This is a genomic window from Streptomyces sp. NPDC001194 (assembly GCF_042896985.1).
Classification (GTDB): Bacteria; Actinomycetota; Actinomycetes; order Streptomycetales; family Streptomycetaceae; genus Streptomyces.
The window spans coordinates 380,492-396,160 of record NZ_JBIAXU010000001.1 but is presented as its reverse complement, the minus strand read 5'-3'; the positions used below and the strand labels follow the sequence as shown (position 1 = coordinate 396,160).

17 protein-coding genes are annotated in these 15,669 nt (G+C 71.6%); 8 read left to right on the top strand and 9 right to left on the bottom strand.

Going from position 1 to position 15,669, the window contains the following annotated elements; genetic code table 11:
• Nucleotides 1-45: 45 nt before the first annotated feature.
• The gene (locus ACFY1T_RS01860) at nt 46-1,713 is read right to left on the bottom strand and encodes a fumarate hydratase (protein ID WP_390786557.1); all 1,668 of its coding nucleotides are present in this window, start codon (nt 1,711-1,713) and stop codon (nt 46-48) included.
• A 160-nt stretch (nt 1,714-1,873) separates the two neighbouring features.
• Here ACFY1T_RS01860 and ACFY1T_RS01855 point away from each other — a divergent pair, with 160 nt between their 5' ends.
• From ACFY1T_RS01855 to ACFY1T_RS01845, 3 genes are all read left to right on the top strand, one after another.
• A complete protein-coding gene (locus ACFY1T_RS01855; protein WP_390786556.1) occupies nt 1,874-2,554 on the top strand; it encodes a DUF1707 domain-containing protein in 681 nt (226 codons plus the stop codon).
• A 120-nt stretch (nt 2,555-2,674) separates the two neighbouring features.
• Nucleotides 2,675-3,295, top strand: a complete 621-nt coding sequence (locus ACFY1T_RS01850; RefSeq protein WP_390786555.1) for a TIGR03086 family metal-binding protein — start codon at nt 2,675-2,677, stop codon at nt 3,293-3,295.
• A gap of 168 nt (nt 3,296-3,463) precedes the next feature.
• Complete coding sequence (locus ACFY1T_RS01845) at nt 3,464-3,862, top strand: WhiB family transcriptional regulator (protein ID WP_390786554.1); 399 nt, start codon at nt 3,464-3,466, stop codon at nt 3,860-3,862.
• A 295-nt stretch (nt 3,863-4,157) separates the two neighbouring features.
• On the opposite strand, the gene glpX is transcribed toward ACFY1T_RS01845, so the two are convergent.
• Complete coding sequence (gene glpX / locus ACFY1T_RS01840) at nt 4,158-5,189, bottom strand: class II fructose-bisphosphatase (RefSeq protein WP_030159594.1); 1,032 nt, start codon at nt 5,187-5,189, stop codon at nt 4,158-4,160.
• Between the two features lie 235 nt (nt 5,190-5,424).
• On the opposite strand from glpX, the gene ACFY1T_RS01835 reads away from it, so the two are divergent.
• Nucleotides 5,425-5,949 (top strand): DUF4245 domain-containing protein, encoded by a 525-nt coding sequence (locus ACFY1T_RS01835; RefSeq protein ID WP_390786945.1) that lies wholly within the window; start codon nt 5,425-5,427, stop codon nt 5,947-5,949.
• 103 nt (nt 5,950-6,052) lie between these two features.
• Here the strand turns inward: ACFY1T_RS01835 and ACFY1T_RS01830 are convergent, their stop codons facing one another.
• From ACFY1T_RS01830 to ACFY1T_RS01815, 4 genes are all read right to left on the bottom strand, one after another.
• Complete coding sequence (locus tag ACFY1T_RS01830; protein ID WP_229336694.1) at nt 6,053-6,643, bottom strand: malonic semialdehyde reductase; 591 nt, start codon at nt 6,641-6,643, stop codon at nt 6,053-6,055.
• A gap of 119 nt (nt 6,644-6,762) precedes the next feature.
• Entirely contained in the window at nt 6,763-7,008 is a 246-nt protein-coding gene (locus ACFY1T_RS01825) for an exodeoxyribonuclease VII small subunit (protein ID WP_390786553.1), read from the bottom strand.
• A gap of 59 nt (nt 7,009-7,067) precedes the next feature.
• Nucleotides 7,068-8,288, bottom strand: coding sequence for an exodeoxyribonuclease VII large subunit (xseA, locus tag ACFY1T_RS01820; protein ID WP_030867433.1), 1,221 nt, complete (start codon nt 8,286-8,288; stop codon nt 7,068-7,070).
• A 202-nt stretch (nt 8,289-8,490) separates the two neighbouring features.
• The gene (locus tag ACFY1T_RS01815; protein ID WP_390786552.1) at nt 8,491-9,870 is read right to left on the bottom strand and encodes an APC family permease; all 1,380 of its coding nucleotides are present in this window, start codon (nt 9,868-9,870) and stop codon (nt 8,491-8,493) included.
• Between the two features lie 82 nt (nt 9,871-9,952).
• Here ACFY1T_RS01815 and ACFY1T_RS01810 point away from each other — a divergent pair, with 82 nt between their 5' ends.
• Both ACFY1T_RS01810 and ppgK read left to right on the top strand, forming a co-directional pair.
• Nucleotides 9,953-10,957 (top strand): 4-hydroxy-3-methylbut-2-enyl diphosphate reductase, encoded by a 1,005-nt coding sequence (locus ACFY1T_RS01810; RefSeq protein ID WP_030867438.1) that lies wholly within the window; start codon nt 9,953-9,955, stop codon nt 10,955-10,957.
• Nucleotides 10,958-10,983: 26 nt separating this feature from the next.
• Nucleotides 10,984-11,730, top strand: coding sequence for a polyphosphate--glucose phosphotransferase (ppgK, locus tag ACFY1T_RS01805; protein ID WP_376021255.1), 747 nt, complete (start codon nt 10,984-10,986; stop codon nt 11,728-11,730).
• A gap of 21 nt (nt 11,731-11,751) precedes the next feature.
• Here the strand turns inward: ppgK and ACFY1T_RS01800 are convergent, their stop codons facing one another.
• Nucleotides 11,752-12,279 (bottom strand): DUF6542 domain-containing protein, encoded by a 528-nt coding sequence (locus ACFY1T_RS01800; RefSeq protein ID WP_390786551.1) that lies wholly within the window; start codon nt 12,277-12,279, stop codon nt 11,752-11,754.
• Nucleotides 12,280-12,414: 135 nt separating this feature from the next.
• On the opposite strand from ACFY1T_RS01800, the gene ychF reads away from it, so the two are divergent.
• The gene (gene ychF / locus ACFY1T_RS01795; protein WP_030873010.1) at nt 12,415-13,503 is read left to right on the top strand and encodes a redox-regulated ATPase YchF; all 1,089 of its coding nucleotides are present in this window, start codon (nt 12,415-12,417) and stop codon (nt 13,501-13,503) included.
• A gap of 108 nt (nt 13,504-13,611) precedes the next feature.
• Here ychF and ACFY1T_RS01790 read toward each other — a convergent pair whose 3' ends face one another.
• Together ACFY1T_RS01790 and ACFY1T_RS01785 are read right to left on the bottom strand one after the other, a co-directional pair.
• On the bottom strand, nt 13,612-14,730 hold the full coding sequence (locus tag ACFY1T_RS01790) for a tyrosine-type recombinase/integrase (protein WP_390786550.1): 1,119 nt from the start codon (nt 14,728-14,730) through the stop codon (nt 13,612-13,614).
• 22 nt (nt 14,731-14,752) lie between these two features.
• Nucleotides 14,753-15,265 carry a helix-turn-helix domain-containing protein gene (locus ACFY1T_RS01785; protein ID WP_266625922.1) on the bottom strand — a complete coding sequence of 171 codons (513 nt, stop codon included), beginning with the start codon at nt 15,263-15,265 and terminating at the stop codon, nt 14,753-14,755.
• An 82-nt stretch (nt 15,266-15,347) separates the two neighbouring features.
• On the opposite strand from ACFY1T_RS01785, the gene ACFY1T_RS01780 reads away from it, so the two are divergent.
• Nucleotides 15,348-15,584, top strand: coding sequence for a helix-turn-helix domain-containing protein (locus ACFY1T_RS01780; RefSeq protein WP_390786549.1), 237 nt, complete (start codon nt 15,348-15,350; stop codon nt 15,582-15,584).
• Nucleotides 15,585-15,669: the final 85 nt, after the last annotated feature.

Genomic DNA, 15,669 nt, shown 5'->3' with positions numbered 1-15,669 from the left:
CCGGGACGTCCTGCCGGCCCCGTCCGGGACGGGACCGGCGCGGGGTTACGCCAGGCCCGGGCCCCGGACGGGGATGTGGGTGAAGGTGGGGGCCGGGGCCGGGTTCTGGAAGAAGTCGTTGCCCTTGTCGTCCACGACGATGAACGCCGGGAAGTCCTCGACCTCGATCCTCCAGACCGCCTCCATGCCGAGCTCCTCGTACTCCAGGACCTCGACCTTCTTGATGCAGTCCTGCGCCAGGCGCGCCGCCGGGCCGCCGATCGAGCCGAGGTAGAAGCCGCCGTGCGCGCCGCACGCGTCCGTCACCTGCTGCGAGCGGTTGCCCTTGGCCAGCATGACCTTCGAGCCGCCCGCCGCCTGGAACTGCTCCACGTACGAGTCCATGCGGCCGGCCGTGGTCGGGCCGAAGGAGCCCGAGGCGTAGCCCTCGGGGGTCTTCGCCGGGCCGGCGTAGTAGACCGGGTGGTCCTTCAGGTACTGCGGCATCCCGGCGCCCGAGTCCAGCAGCTCCTTGATCTTGGCGTGCGCGATGTCGCGCGCCACCACCAGCGGGCCCGTCAGGGAGAGGCGGGTCTTCACCGGGTGCTTGGTCAGCTCCGCGAGGATGTCGTCCATCGGCTGGTTCAGGTCGATCTCGACCACGTCCGCCGACTCGTCCAGGTGCTCGTCGGTCGTCTCCGGGAGGAAGCGGGCCGGGTCGCGCTCCAGCTGCTCCAGGAAGACGCCCTCGGCGGTGATCTTCGCGGTCGCCTGGCGGTCCGCCGAGCACGAGACGGCGATGGCCACCGGCAGCGAGGCGCCGTGGCGCGGCAGGCGGACGACGCGCACGTCGTGGCAGAAGTACTTGCCGCCGAACTGCGCGCCGATGCCGATCTTCTGGGTCAGCTCGAAGACCTGCTGCTCCAGGTCGAGGTCCCGGAAGCCGTGGCCCAGCGGGGAACCCTCGGTGGGCAGCTCGTCCAGGTAGTGGGCCGAGGCGTACTTCGCCGTCTTGAGCGCGTGCTCCGCCGACGTGCCGCCGACCACGATCGCGAGGTGGTACGGCGGGCAGGCCGCGGTGCCCAGCGAACGGATCTTCTCCTCCAGGAACTTCATCATGGAGGCCTCGTTGAGGACCGCCTTCGTCTCCTGGTAGAGGAAGGACTTGTTGGCCGAGCCGCCGCCCTTGGCCATGAAGAGGAACTTGTACGCGCCGCCGTCCGTCGCGTACAGCTCGATCTGCGCGGGCAGGTTCGAGCCGGTGTTCTTCTCCTCCCACATGGTGAGGGGGGCCATCTGCGAGTAGCGCAGGTTGAGGCGCGTGTACGCGTCGAAGATGCCGCGCGACAGCGCCGCCTCGTCCCCGCCCTCCGTCAGCACGTTCTGGCCGCGCTTGCCCATCACGATCGCCGTGCCCGTGTCCTGGCACATCGGCAGGACGCCGGCCGCCGCGATGTTCGCGTTCTTCAGGAGGTCGAGCGCGACGAACTTGTCGTTCGACGAGGCCTCGGGGTCGTCGATGATCCGGCGCAGCTGCGCGAGGTGCGCGGGGCGCAGGAAGTGCTGGATGTCGTGGATGGCCTCTTCGGCGAGCTTGCGCAGCGCCTCGGGCTCGACCTTGAGGAACGTACGGCCGTCGGCCTCGAACGTCGAGACGCCCTCCGAGGTCACCAGCCGGTAGGGGGTGGTGTCCTCGCCCAGGGGCAGCAGGTCGGTGTACGCAAACTCTGGCATGACGGCAGTCATTCCTCACTCGGCAGACGGCGCTGGCGACCATTTGGCAGCGCGGCTATCCAGCGTAGGACCTCCGTCCCGGGGTGCGTCTGTGAGGTAAGGCTCACTGTCAACTGCCGACGGCTATCGCGATCTATCGCGTATCGCTATGCTGGCTGGCGTGGACCTGGAAAAGAAGCCTGCCGCGCCCGCCGATCTGCGGGCCTCCGACGCCGACCGCGACCGGATCGCGCACATCCTGGCCGACGCCCTCGCCGAGGGCCGGCTGACCGCCGACGAGCACTCCGAGCGGCTGGATTCGCTGTACGCGGTGAAGACGGTCGGGGAGCTCCAGGTGCTCGTACGGGACCTCCCGGCGCCCGGCGCCCCCGCCGCGGCGCCCGCGTACGGCCAGTACGCGGCCCCGGCCCCGGTCCCGCACCCGCCGGCCGGCGGCCGGGCCGCGGTCTCGGAGACCGTGGTCGCCGTGTGCAGCAGCTCCACCCGCAAGGGTCGCTGGCGCCCCGGGGCGCACACCCGCGTGGTGTCGGTCCTCGGCGACGTCACCATCGACCTCACCGAGGCCGTCTTCGAGCAGCAGGTCACCGAGATCGACGTGACGAGCGTGTTGGGGAACGTCGAGATCACGGTCCCGGAGAACGTGACCCTGCGCGGCTACGGCAGCGGGGTCCTCGGAAACTTCGAGGTGCACGGGGAGGGCCGCGCCGAGACCACCGACCCGAGCGCGCCGGTCGTGATCATCCGCGGCTTCGCCCTGCTGGGCAACATCGAGGCCCGACCCAAGCTCGGCGCCCGCCTCGTGGACCTGGCCCTCAAGCTGCGCAAGCGCCTCCAGGGGTAGCCCGGGCCCGGCGCCATTCCCGGCCCCGGCCCCGCCCCGGTTCCGGGCCCCGGCCGCGTTCCGGATCAACTGGCCGGGATCTCGGCCGACTTGGCCGAAGTCCGCCCTAGGATCGGCCCCATGACCGCATCCAAGTGGGACCTGCTCGATGCCGCGCACGCGGCGCTGCGCTCCGTCGTCGACGGAGTGCCCGCCGACGGCTGGGACCGTCCGACGCCCTGCGAACGGTGGAGTGTCGGCCAAGTGCTGCAGCACGCGGCCGGCGACCAGCTCGGCTACGCCGCCCGCCTCACCGGCGGCCCGGGCCCGGCCGAGGACCCCTTCGCGCCCTCCGGCATCCTGGCCGCCGCCCCCGCGCAGCTGCTGGCGCCGGCCCTCGACGCCGCGGCGGAGGCCTTCGCCGGTGTCGCGCCGGGTACGGCGGAGGTCGCCGTACCGCTGCCCCCGTTCACCGTCCCCGCCGAGGTCGCGGTCGGCGCGGCCGCCCTCGACGCCGCCGTCCACGCCTGGGACATCGCCGTCGCCACCGGCCTGCCCTCCCCGCTGACCCCGGCCCTCGCCGCGGCCCTGCGCCCGACGGCGGAGGCCCTCGCGGAGCCCCTGCGCGGGTTCGCGTACGGCCCGGCGCTGCTGCCGGCGCCCGACGCCGCCGCCGACCCGGTCGCCGCGCTGCTCGCCTACCTCGGCCGCCGGCCCGACTGGACGCCGCCGGACGCGCTGCGGGGCGCCGGCCGGGAATGAGCCCGCGCGCGGGCGTGCGCGGGCGCGCGACGACGTACACCGGCGTCGCGTTTCGGTCGAAGTTCGACGGGGCGGCGCCCTTGCTCCACGCAGTGCATAGGGGCGCGCACAGCGGGTAGGGACAGGTGCATCGTCTCTCGCTTGCGTATACGTCGTCAGGAGTAGGCCGTGCCGCATCCGCCGCATCAGTCCCTGCAGGTAGCCGCCGTACCGAGCCTTCAAGCCCGTCCGGCCGCCGTACCGAAGCCGCGGGTGCCGGCGAGGGAAGATGACGGCCCATGGCACGCGGAGGCGGTGTGCCGCCGGGACGAGGCGGGGCTGTTCTTCGCCCCCTCCAAGGAGCCGACGGCGGCCCGGCTCTCCCGCGAGGAGGCCGCGAAGCGGGTCTGCGCGCGCTGCCCGGTGATGGTCGCCTGCCGCGAGCACGCCCTGCTCCAGCCCGAGCCGTACGGGGTGTGGGGCGGGCTCACCGCCGCCGAGCGCCGCGTGGTGCTGGCCCGCCGCAGGCGCCGCGCGGCGGAGCTGCGCCAGGCGCAGGGAGCCGGGCCGATAGCCGCCGCGGGCTGAGTCCCGCACGTACACGGACGAGAGGGGCGGGGCCCCCCCCCCCCGGGGCGCCCCCCCCCCCCCACCCGCCCCCCGCCCCGGTGGCGGGGGCCGACAGGGGGCGGGGGCACGCCCACGCGCGGGTAGCCCCCCGCGTCGGCCTGCGGGGCGGCGCGGGCGCGGCCCCGGGGGGGGGGGGGGGGGCCCCCCCCGGCGGGGGGGGCCCCCCCCCCCCCCCCCGCCGGGGGGGGGCCCCCCCCCCCCCCGCGGCCCCGCCCCTCTCGCCGTACCTGCCCGCTGCCCTGTTCGCGGGCTCCTACTGGGCGCGGTCGAAGTCGATCGCGCTGTACGCGCGCAGCTTCGACAGGCGGTGCGTCGAGTCGATCTGCCGGATCGTGCCCGACTTCGAGCGCATGACCAGCGAGGACGTGGTCGCGGTCTCCGAGCGGTAGTGGACGCCGCGCAGCAGCTCGCCGTCCGTGATGCCGGTGGCGACGAAGAAGACGTTGTCGCCGGAGACCAGGTCGTTCGTGTGCAGGACGCGGTCCAGGTCGTGGCCGGCGTCGATGGCCTTCTGGCGCTCGGCCTCGTCCTTGGGCCACAGCTTGCCCTGGATGGTGCCGCCGAGGCACTTGATGGCGCAGGCCGAGATGATGCCCTCGGGGGTGCCGCCGATGCCGAGCAGCAGGTCCACGCCGGTGCCCTCGCGCACCGCCATGACCGAGCCGGCGACGTCGCCGTCGGAGATGAACTTGATGCGGGCGCCCGTCTCGCGGATCTCCTTGACGATGCCCTCGTGGCGCGGGCGGTCCAGGATGATCACGGTGACGTCTTCGACGGCCATGTTCTTGGCCTTGGCGACGCGGCGGATGTTGACGGAGACCGGCGCGTTGATGTCGACGAAGTCGGCGGCCTCGGGTCCGGTGACCAGCTTCTCCATGTAGAAGACCGCGGACGGGTCGAACATGGTGCCGCGGTCGGCGGCGGCCAGGACGGCGATCGCGTTCGGCATGCCCTTGGCGTTCAGGGTGGTGCCGTCGATCGGGTCGACCGCGATGTCGACCTCGGCGCCGGTGCCGTCGCCGACCCGCTCGCCGTTGAACAGCATCGGGGCTTCGTCCTTCTCGCCCTCGCCGATGACGACGACGCCGTTCATCGAAACGGTGGAGATCAGGGTCCGCATCGCGTTGACCGCGGCGCCGTCGGCGCCGAGCTTGTCGCCGCGCCCGACCCACCGGCCCGCGGCCATGGCGGCGGCCTCGGTCACCCGGACGAGCTCCAGGGCGAGGTTGCGGTCGGGGGCCTCCGGAGAGACTTCGAGCTGGGGCGGCAGGTTGTGCTCGGTCATCGGAGCGCACCTTTCTGTACGGCGACGGCCGGGAAGTGAGGGTGCTGGAACTCTATCGGTACGTCGACAAATTGAGCAGACCGGGTCACGTATGAGCGGTATATCGGTCACGCGGTTGGCGTGAGCGGACGTCTTGCGGACCACGTGCGGACGTCCCGGGGGTCCCGGGACCCGCCGCGCCCCACCCCGGCGGAGATCACTCCCGGTCATGGGGGACGATGGTGGCGTGGCAGGTATGAAGGGCAAGCAGACGGTCTGGGACATGGTCCGGTCGCTGGGGGTGATCGGCATCGTCGTCGCGGGGATCTACATCTTCGTCCCGCATGACGAGAAGGCCGATCCGACACACGTGGTCGACTACCGGGTGGAGACGATCACCGCACGGCGCGCCGCGCCGTACCCGGTGGCCGTGCCGGTGGGGCTCCCGGCCGAGTGGCGCGCGACCTCGGTGACGTACGACCGCAAGGCCGCGAACGCCTGGCACCTGGGCTTCCTGGACCCCAAGGGGCAGTACGTCGCGATCGAGCAGTCCAGCGACGCCTCGGCCAAGCACCTGGCCGGCGTCACCCGGCAGGCGAAGGCCACCGGGCAGACGCAGCAGGTCGGCGACCAGGTCTGGGAGCGCTGGGAGGGCGAGAAGTACGACGCCCTCGTCCGGCAGGAGCAGGGGTACGCCACGGTCGTGACCGGCACCGCCTCCTTCGAGGAGCTGGGCGCGATGGCGGCGGCCCTGGAGTTCAAGCAGGGCGCCCAGCAGTGATCCGAGCCGGCCGGGCACCACAGCGGTGATCCGAGCCGGTCGCATACGCAGAAGGCCGCTCCCCGGAACCCCGGGGAGCGGCCTTCTGCGTACCTGTCCTGACTCAGACGGTGGTGATGACCTCGTCGAAGCCCAGGCGCGGCGAGCGGTCGAACCAGGCGTCGGCGCCCGGCTTGCCGATGTTCACGACCATGATCGGGGTGTGGTCGGCGTCCAGGAACTCCTTCTGGATGCCGGCGAGGTCGGCGCCGGTCATCGGGCCCGCGGCCAGGCCGGCGGCGCGGACGCCCACGATGAAGTACGCGGCCTGCAGGGCGCCGTTCACCAGCGCGGACTGCTCACGCACCGGGCGCTCGGAGAAGAACATGTCCTTGGCCGGCGGGAAGTGCGGCAGCAGGCGCGGCAGCTCCTCGTGGAACTCGTTGTCCGCGGAGAGGATCGCGACCAGCGGCGCGGCGGCGGTCTTGGCCTGGTTGCCCTCGGCCATGTGCTTCACGAGGCGCTCGCGGGCCTCGGGGGAGCGGACCAGGGTAATGCGCAGCGGCGTGCCGTTGAAGGCGGTGGGGCCGAACTTCACCAGGTCGTAGATCGCCTGGACCTGCTCCTCGGTCACCGGCTCGTCGGAGAACGAGTTGGCGGTGCGGGCCTCGCGGAACAGCAGGTCCTGGGCGGCGGCGTCGAGAACGAGAGACATCGGAAAGCCTTCTTCCATACATGCGGGGGTGAAGCGATGCCTCGACTCTAAGCCGGAAGTTGTAGAACTTTCAACTAAATCTGCTTGAAGATGACTCACGTCACGTTTGAGCCGCCCGATCAGGCGTCCCGCTCGTCACCCCCGCCGGCCTCGCCGGCCCCCGCCTCGCGGGCCGCCAGCGCCGAGTCGAGCCGGGCGCGGGCGCCCTCCAGCCAGTGCCGGCAGACCTGCGCGAGCTCCTCGCCGCGCTCCCAGAGCGCGAGGGAGTCCTCGAGCGACGTCCCGCCGGCCTCCAGCTTGCGGACGACCTCGATGAGCTCGTCCCGGGCCTGCTCGTACCCCAACGAGGCATCGGTTTCAGTCATTCCCGTTCCACCTTATGTGTGCAGTACATCGAATATGTTCCGGGCTCCGGGTGGCCGGTTCACCCGGCGTCCGGCCCCGCGACCCGTACGGAGAACTCGCCTTCCGCCACCCGCGCCCGCAGCACCTCGTCCCCCGAGACCTGCTCCGGCGACCGCACCACGTGCCCGTCCGCCCGCTGGAGTACGGCGTACCCGCGCTCCAGCGTCGCCGCCGGGGACAGCGCCACCACCCGGGCCAGCGTGTGCGCCAGCTCGGAATCTGCCCGGTCCAGCAGGTGTCCCAGCGTCCGCCGGGTACGTCCCAGCAGGGCCTCCAGCTCGGCCTCGCGGGTCTCCACCATCCGCTGGGGATGGACGAAGACCGGTCGGGCCAGGGCGTGCGCGAGCCCCCGCTCCTCCCGGTCGAGCAGCCCGCGCACCGCCCGCAGCCCCCGGCCCTGCAGCTGGCGTACCCGCTCCAGCTCCTCGCCGACGTCCGGCACCACCTTCTTCGCCGCGTCCGTGGGCGTGGAGGCCCGCACGTCCGCGACGAGGTCCAGCAGCGGGGAGTCCGGCTCGTGCCCGATCGCCGAGACCACGGGCGTGCGGGCCGCCGCGACCGTCCGTACGACCTCCTCGTCGGAGAACGGCAGCAGGTCCTCCACGCTGCCGCCGCCACGGGCCACGATGATCACGTCGACCTCGTCCAGGGCGTCGAGCTCCTTGACCGCCCGGATCACCTGGGGCACCGCGTTCACCCCCTGGACCGCCACGTTCCGCACCTCGAAGCGGACCGCGGGCCAGCGCCGCCGGGCGTTCTCCAGCACGTCGCGCTCGGCCGCCGAGGCCCGCCCGACCACCAGCCCGATCAGCTGCGGCAGGAAGGGCAGCGGCTTCTTGCGGTCCAGCGCGAACAGCCCCTCGGAGGCCAGCGAGCGCTTGAGCTTCTCCAGCCGGGCGAGCAGCTCGCCGATGCCGACGGGCCGTATCTCGGTCGCCCGCAGCGACAGCTGGCCGCGCGGGGCGTACCACTCCGGCTTGGCCAGGACGACGACCCGCGCGCCCTCCGTCACCGCGTCCGCGACCTCGTCGAAGACCTGGCGGTAGCAGGTGACGCTCAGCGAGATGTCGTGCGAGGGGTCGCGCAGCGTCAGGAAGACCACCCCCGCCCCCGGCCGCCGCGACAGCTGCGTGATCTGCCCTTCCACCCACACCTGGCCCAGCCGGTCGATCCAGCCCCCGATGAGCCGGGACACCTGACCGACCGGCAGCGGCGCGTCAGCCGACGTATTCAGACCCATGTACGCAGGCTATCCGCCCGCGCCGACAGCCACACTGACACCGTCTCAGGGGCGGCCGGCGGTGTCGGGATCCGGGCGGGCCCGCGGCGGCGACCGCCGGCTCGGCCCGCGACGCGCCCCCCGGCCCGCGACGCGCCCCCCGGCCCGCGACGCGCCCCCCGGCCCGCGACGCGCCCCCCGGCCCGCGGCGGCAGCCGCCGGCTCAGCGCTCGGACGCGTCCCCGGCCCCGTTCCGCCGGGTCCCCTGGACGGCCAGGACCGCGAGCCCCGCCGCCAGCCAGACCGCACCCACCAGCTGCGCCGTCCAGGCGGCCTCGACGATCACCGCGATCGTCACCGCCGCCCCCAGCACCGGCATCACCAGGTGCTTCCACCAGTTCGGCCGGCCCGCTCCGCGCTGCACCACGAACCAGCCCACCACCGAGGCGTGCAGCAGCGTGAACGCCACCAGTGCCCCCACGTCCACCACGGAGACCAGCTGGTCGAGCCCGTCGTCGCGGCGCGCCGCCCACACCGCCGCGACCAGCGTGATCGTCGCCGCCACCAGCAGCGCCGGCCGCGGGGTCCCGTCCGAGGTGCGCGCCAGGGCCCCCGGCAACCGCCGCTCGCGGGCCATCGCGAACACCAGCCGGCCCGCCGCCGCCTGCCCCGCCAGCGCTGCGAAGGCCGCTCCGATCGCCTTGCTGGCCGCCACCAGATCGTGCAGCCAGTTCCCGACCGAGGACTCCACCGCGGTGTAGAAGGCCGGCCCCTGCTGAGCCGGATCGGCCGCCAGCTGCGCCGAGGACACCGGCATCAGCAGAGCCGCCAGGTAGCTCTGCACGAAGAACAGCACCCCGGCCAGGGCCAGGCAGAACAGCACCGCCCGCGCCACCCGCTCCGAGCCCCCCGTCACCTCCTCCGCGAACGAGGCGATCGCGTCGAAGCCGAGGTACGAGAGGACCGCCACCGACACCGCGCCCAGCACGGCGGCCGGGGAGAAGCCCAGTGACCCGTCCCCGGTCAGCGGCGACAGCCAGCCGCGCTGCGCCCCGTCCCGGACCAGCACCGTCACCGCCGCCACCACGAACACCAGCAGCACCGCGATCTCCATCGCCAGCACCGCGAAGCCCACGCGTGCGGCCGCCCGCACGCCCCACAGGTTCAGCCCGGTGGTCACCAGCACCGCCAGCGCCGTCCACACCCACCGAGAGACCTCCGGGACCAGCGCGTTCATCGCGATCCCGGAGAAGAGGTACGCGACCGCCGGGATCAGCAGGTAGTCGAGCATCGCCATCCAGCCGGCGATCAGCCCGGCACCCTCCCCGAGCCCCTTGCGGGCGTACGTGAAGACGGAGCCGGCCTGCGGGGCCACCTGGACCATCTGCGCGTACGAGAAGGCCGTGAACGCCATCGCGACCGTCGCGCAGAGGTACACGAGCGCGACGGCGCCGTGCGATTTCGCGTCGAGGGCGCCGAAGACCCCGACCGGGGCCATGGGGGCGATGAAGAGGAGCCCGTACACGACCAGGTCGCGGAATCCGAGGCTCCGCCGGAGGGCCGCCTTCGGCGCCGTACCGGGGTCCGTAACGGACGCCATCATTCCTCCGGGGGCGCTCGGTTCGTACGTTCGCCCCAGTCTGTGCCGAACGGGCGACGCCCGGCCTCCTGGAGACCCCCGTACGATGGACCGCATGACTGCTGCCGCCCCTGTTCCCGCTTCCCGACGCGTCCTGCTCGCCGCCCCGCGCGGCTACTGCGCGGGCGTGGACCGAGCCGTGATCGCCGTCGAGAAGGCCCTCGAGCAGTACGGTGCGCCGGTCTACGTCCGCCACGAGATCGTGCACAACAAGTACGTCGTCCAGACGCTGGAGAAGAAGGGCGCCATCTTCGTCGAGCGGACGGAGGAGGTGCCCGAGGGCTCCATCGTGATGTTCTCCGCGCACGGCGTGGCCCCGGTGGTGCACGAGGAGGCGGCGCGCGGCAAGCTCGCGACGATCGACGCGACCTGCCCGCTGGTCACCAAGGTGCACAAGGAGGCCATCCGGTACGCGAACGAGGACTTCGACATCCTCCTCATCGGCCACGAGGGCCACGAGGAGGTCATCGGCACCTCGGGCGAGGCCCCGGACCACATCACGATCGTCGACGGCCCGCACGACGTGGAGAAGGTCACCGTCCGCGACGAGTCCAAGGTCGTCTGGCTGTCGCAGACCACGCTCTCGGTCGACGAGACCATGGAGACGGTCGACGCGCTGAAGACCAAGTTCCCGCTGCTGGTCTCGCCGCCGAGCGACGACATCTGCTACGCCACCTCCAACCGCCAGGCGGCGGTGAAGGTGATGGGCGCCGACTCCGACCTGGTCATCGTCGTCGGCTCGAAGAACTCCTCGAACTCCATCCGCCTCGTCGAGGTCGCCAAGGACGCCGGCGCGCGCGCCGCGTACCTCGTGGACTTCGCGAGCGAGATCGACGAGGCCTGGCTGGAGGGCGTCACCACGGTCGGCCTGACCTCGGGCGCCTCGGTGCCGGAGGTGCTGGTCGAGGAGGTCCTGGAGTGGCTCGCCGCGCGCGGCTACGCGGACGTGGAGATCGTCAAGACCGCCGAGGAGTCGATCGTCTTCTCGCTGCCGAAGGAGCTGCGCCGCGACCTGCGCGCCGAAGCGGCCTCGCTGGTCGCCGAGAAGTAGCCCGCTTCGTTTCGTACGGTGATTCCATGCAGATCTTCGGCGTGGACATCGGTGGTTCCGGGATCAAGGGCGCTCCCGCGGACCTGGACCGTGGCGAGCTGGCGCAGGAGCGCCACAAGGTACTGACACCGCAGCCGGCCACCCCCGACGGGGTGGCCGGCTGCGTCGTCGAGGTGGTGCGCCACTTCGACTGGGACGGCCCCGTGGGGGTGACGTTCCCGGGGGTGGTCACCGGCGGGGTCACCCGTACGGCGGCCAACATGGACAAGGGCTGGATCGGCGTCGACACGGCCGCCCTGCTCTCGCAGCGGCTCGGGGGCCAGCCGGTCACGGTCCTCAACGACGCGGACGCGGCCGGGATCGCGGAGATGACGTACGGCGCGGGCAAGGGCCGTGGCGGGACGGTGATCATGCTGACGCTCGGGACGGGCATCGGCAGCGCGCTGTTCACGGACGGCCGGCTCGTGCCGAACACGGAGCTCGGCCACCTGGAGCTGAAGGGCCACGACGCGGAGAAGCGGGCGTCGGTCAAGGCCAAGGAGGACGGGGACCTGACCTGGGAGCGCTGGGCCCACCGGGTGCAGCGGTACCTGGAGCACGTGGAGATGCTCTTCTCCCCGGACCTGTTCATCATCGGCGGCGGCGTCAGCCGCAAGCCGGAGAAGTTTCTTCCGCTGATCGAGGACGTACGGGCCGAGATCGTCCCGGCGAAGCTCCAGAACAACGCCGGCATCGTGGGCGCGGCGATGGCGGCGCGCGGGTCGGCGGGCTAGAGGGGCCGACGGGCCGACGGGCTAGGCGGCCCGTCGGGGGAGCCTGCGCCGGGAGATCAGCACGGCCTTCCGTACGACGACGATCAGCGCGGAGACGAGGGTCCCCCCGTACAGCCAGCCCGCGTGCAGGGACAGGGCGGACACGATGCCCATGACCTCCGCGCCGAAGCCGCCGGAGCCGCCGGAGAGGGGCCAGACCCCGACGGCGAAGGCGATCGGCGCGGAGATCGGCGCCGTGATCAGGTCGGCCGGGCGCACCCAGAGGGCGGTGGCGGCCGCGACGGGCAGGAAGAGCAGCCCGTACGCGAGCAGCGAGCCGCCGAAGAGCAGCCAGGCGACCCCGGCGGCCAGGGTCATCGCGACGCAGGCGAACAGGCCGCCGCCGAGCCCGGTCAGCCGGGGCCGCGGCAGCCGCCGGGCGGGCGCGGGCCGCGGGCGGCCGCCCTGGGCGGGCACACCGCCGACGGGCGGAGCCGGGCGCCGCGGCTGCTGCCGCTCCGGCTGCTGTCGCTGCGGGTGATCCACCGAACGCGTCCTGTAGTGCTCCACCCCACCACGCTAGGCGGGCCGAGCGCGGTATCGGTGTGGGGACACGCGTACAACGACTGCCACTCATCGGAAAGTAAACTGTCCGGTGGCCCACTCCCGGGCCGCCGCCCCCTCCAGCTACGGGAAGTCGCCAACGTGTCGCTCACGATCGGAATCGTCGGCCTGCCGAATGTCGGCAAGTCGACCCTGTTCAACGCCCTGACCAAGAACGACGTGCTGGCGGCCAACTACCCGTTCGCCACCATCGAGCCGAACGTCGGCGTCGTCGGTGTCCCGGACTCGCGTCTGGCCGTCCTCGCCGGAATCTTCGGCTCGCAGCGCGTCCTGCCGGCGACGGTCGACTTCGTCGACATCGCGGGCATCGTGCGCGGCGCCTCGGAGGGCGAGGGCCTGGGCAACAAGTTCCTCGCGAACATCCGTGAGTCGGACGCGATCTGCCAGGTCATCCGTGCCTTCAAGGACGAGAACGTCGTGCACGTCGACGGCAAGGTCTCGCCGAAGGACGACATCGAGACGATCAACACCGAGCTGATCCTCGCCGACCTCCAGTCGATCGAGAAGGCCGAGCCGCGCCTGACGAAGGAGTCGCGCCTCCAGAAGGAGAAGGTCGCGGTCCTCGCGGCCGTCGTCGAGGCCAAGAAGATCCTCGAAGCGGGCGACACCCTCTTCTCCAAGGGCATCACCAAGGGCACGGAGCAGGGCGACCTCCTCCACGAGCTGCACCTGCTGACCACCAAGCCCTTCCTCTACGTCTTCAACGTGGACGAGGACGAGCTGACGGACGACGCCTTCAAGGCGGAGCAGTCGGCCCTGGTCGCCCCGGCGGAGGCGATCTTCCTGAACGCCAAGCTGGAGCAGGACCTCTCGGAGCTGGACGACGAGGAGGCCCTGGAGCTCCTCCAGTCGGTCGGCCAGGACGAGCCGGGCCTGGCCACCCTCGGCCGCGTCGGCTTCGCGACGCTGGGCCTGCAGACCTACCTGACGGCCGGCCCGAAGGAAACCCGCGCCTGGACGATCAAGCAGGGCGCCACGGCCCCTGAGGCGGCCGGCGTGATCCACACCGACTTCCAGCGCGGCTTCATCAAGGCCGAGGTCATCTCCTTCGCGGACCTGGTCGAATGCGGCTCGGTCGCGGAAGCCCGCGCCAAGGGCAAGGCCCGCATGGAGGGCAAGGACTACGTCATGCAGGACGGCGACGTGGTCGAGTTCCGCTTCAACGTCTAATACGTTCGGCGAAAGGCCGTCTGACCTGCGACGGAGCGGGTTGGGCGGCCTTCGCGGTCCGCACAGAGTCCGCAGCGTGCTGGATGAGTCCGGCACGCGGGGGAGCGGCTACGCCGCTTCGTTAGCTGGCGCTTCGCCGTCCGCAGGGCGGTCCGCGTACGCCTTGTCGACAGCAGCCCGGGTCCGCTCCTCGGAGTCGGGCCACAGGTGGGTGTAGATGTTCAGCGTCATGGCCGCATTGGTGTGGCCGAGGCGCTCGGAGACGGTCTTCACCGACTCGCCGTGCTTGATCAGCAGGCTGGCGTAGTGGTGCCGGAGGGCGTGGGGGCCGGTGCCCTTGGCTATGCCGGCCTTCGCGCAGGCAGGCCGCCAGTGCCCGTCCATGAAGTGCGTGTAGACCACGGGCCCGCCTTGCGGCGCCGTGAAGATCCAGCTCTCGGGCCCATCGGCGGGGAAGTCCCGCAGGTGGGCCTTCATCGCATCCACCGCCACGCGGGGGAGCGGAACCGTGCGGTGCGAGCGCGCGGTCTTCGGCGGGCCGACGTACACGCCGTGCTTGGCCGTCTGCTGGATCTGCTGCTCGACCGAGACGGTCGCGTGCAGCAGGTCCACGTGCCGGAGCTGGAGGCCGAAGAGCTCGCCAGGGCGGAGCCCTGTGGCGGCGCCCAGCAGAACCAGGCCCTTGTAGCGTCCGGGTATCTCCTCGGCCAGCGTCCGCACCTGTTCGACCGCCAGAGGTACGACCGTCTTCCTGGGCACGGAAGGCAGCTTCGCGTCCGTACAAGGGTTGTGCGGAATCATGCGGTCGCGGACCGCTGCCCGGAAGACCGCGTTGACCGTGTTGAAGACGGTGCGGGAGGTGCTCGCGGCGAGCTTGTGGGTGGTCGTCAGGCTGGTGATCCAGCTCTGTACGTCACCGGGCTTGATAGCGCCGAGTGCCCGCTTCTCCCAGACGGGGTAGGCGTAGCAACGTAGGTGCTGGGCTACGGCCTTGGCCGTCGACGGCCGGTGTGGCTGGCTGGCCCGCCACTCCTCCGCGTACTCCTTGAAGGGCTTCTTCGCCGACCTCGGGTCGACGTACTGCCCGGTGACCACGCTGGTCGTGACCTCGTCGAGCCAGCGCTGAGCGTCGATCTTGCGATCGAAGTGGCGCGCATGCTCCTTACCGTCGAGGTCGCGGTAGCGGGCGCGCCATTTGCCGTTGGGTCGCTTCTGGATGTTCGCCAAGTGGGTCTTCTTTCCTCGGTGATTAGTGGTAATAGCCGCCGCTTTCGATGTACTCAGCGAGGGCGCGGGCTTCGCGCTCCTCGCCCATGAGGCGGAGGACCTGCAGGTGGATGCCCTTCGAGCCCTCGGGGTGCGCCTCGATGTACTCGGAGATGGCGACGACCGCGTGGTGGAGGCGGTCCTGCGCGTCGCGGGACTCGTAGAACGCCTCGACTGCCTCCTGGACGATGCGCCGGCCGTCGAGGTCAAGGCCGTCCAGGGCCGGTGACATGAGCTCTTCGAGGGGCAGCTCGAAGACGCGGGCGAAGCCGAGTGCCTCGTCGAGGGTGATCTTGCGGCGTGGGTTGCCGTTCTCGATGCGCCAGACGGCCGTCTGGTTCATCGGAACGCCGGCCTTGGTCATGCGGGCGGCCAGTTCGGTCGTACTCCAGCCCCTGACCTCCCGCTCCAGCCCGATGCGTGCCGCTGCATTGCCCTCGCTGTACAGCAGCGGCGCGCTGCCGTCGCCTGGTCCGTCCTTCACGTCACCCTCCATCTCACGCCCCGCGGCTATCCCAATTGAAACATGGGCTCTCCGATTTGACTAACTCGGCTTCGCGTGGCACCGTTTTGCTGAAATGGAAAGCCTCCTAGTCGAATGGGAAAGCGTGCACCCCTACCTCACCACCGCCGAAGTGGCAGAGCGCTACCGCACCGCCGAGAGCACCGTCCGGTACTGGCGACATGTGGGCTACGGGCCCCGAGGCGTGAAGGTCGGACGACGAGTCCTGTACAGCGAGTCCGAGCTCGCGCGCTTCGACCAGGAACTGCTCAGCCACGACGGGACGCGTGGCAACTGGACCCTGGGAGCTTGATGGGCACGACCCCCGACAACGAAACGGCTCCTGATGCTCGCGCCGAGGGCCTCGTGAACACCCTGTCCGAGAGCGAATCGATTCG

Excerpts from the sequence above, each read along its gene's own strand:
- ACFY1T_RS01825 (WP_390786553.1), bottom strand. The coding sequence starts at position 7,008 with ATGACTGAAACCGATGCCTCGTTGGGGTACGAGCAGGCCCGGGACGAG.
- xseA (WP_030867433.1), bottom strand. The coding sequence starts at position 8,288 with ATGGGTCTGAATACGTCGGCTGACGCGCCGCTGCCGGTCGGTCAGGTG.
- ACFY1T_RS01780 (WP_390786549.1), top strand. The coding sequence starts at position 15,348 with ATGGAAAGCCTCCTAGTCGAATGGGAAAGCGTGCACCCCTACCTCACC.
- ACFY1T_RS01835 (WP_390786945.1), top strand. The coding sequence starts at position 5,425 with ATGAAGGGCAAGCAGACGGTCTGGGACATGGTCCGGTCGCTGGGGGTG.
- ACFY1T_RS01830 (WP_229336694.1), bottom strand. The coding sequence starts at position 6,643 with ATGTCTCTCGTTCTCGACGCCGCCGCCCAGGACCTGCTGTTCCGCGAG.
- ACFY1T_RS01815 (WP_390786552.1), bottom strand. The coding sequence starts at position 9,870 with ATGATGGCGTCCGTTACGGACCCCGGTACGGCGCCGAAGGCGGCCCTC.
- ACFY1T_RS01810 (WP_030867438.1), top strand. The coding sequence starts at position 9,953 with ATGGACCGCATGACTGCTGCCGCCCCTGTTCCCGCTTCCCGACGCGTC.
- glpX (WP_030159594.1), bottom strand. The coding sequence starts at position 5,189 with ATGACCGAGCACAACCTGCCGCCCCAGCTCGAAGTCTCTCCGGAGGCC.
- ACFY1T_RS01785 (WP_266625922.1), bottom strand. The coding sequence starts at position 15,265 with ATGGAGGGTGACGTGAAGGACGGACCAGGCGACGGCAGCGCGCCGCTG.
- ACFY1T_RS01850 (WP_390786555.1), top strand. The coding sequence starts at position 2,675 with ATGACCGCATCCAAGTGGGACCTGCTCGATGCCGCGCACGCGGCGCTG.
- ppgK (WP_376021255.1), top strand. The coding sequence starts at position 10,984 with ATGCAGATCTTCGGCGTGGACATCGGTGGTTCCGGGATCAAGGGCGCT.
- ACFY1T_RS01860 (WP_390786557.1), bottom strand. The coding sequence starts at position 1,713 with ATGCCAGAGTTTGCGTACACCGACCTGCTGCCCCTGGGCGAGGACACC.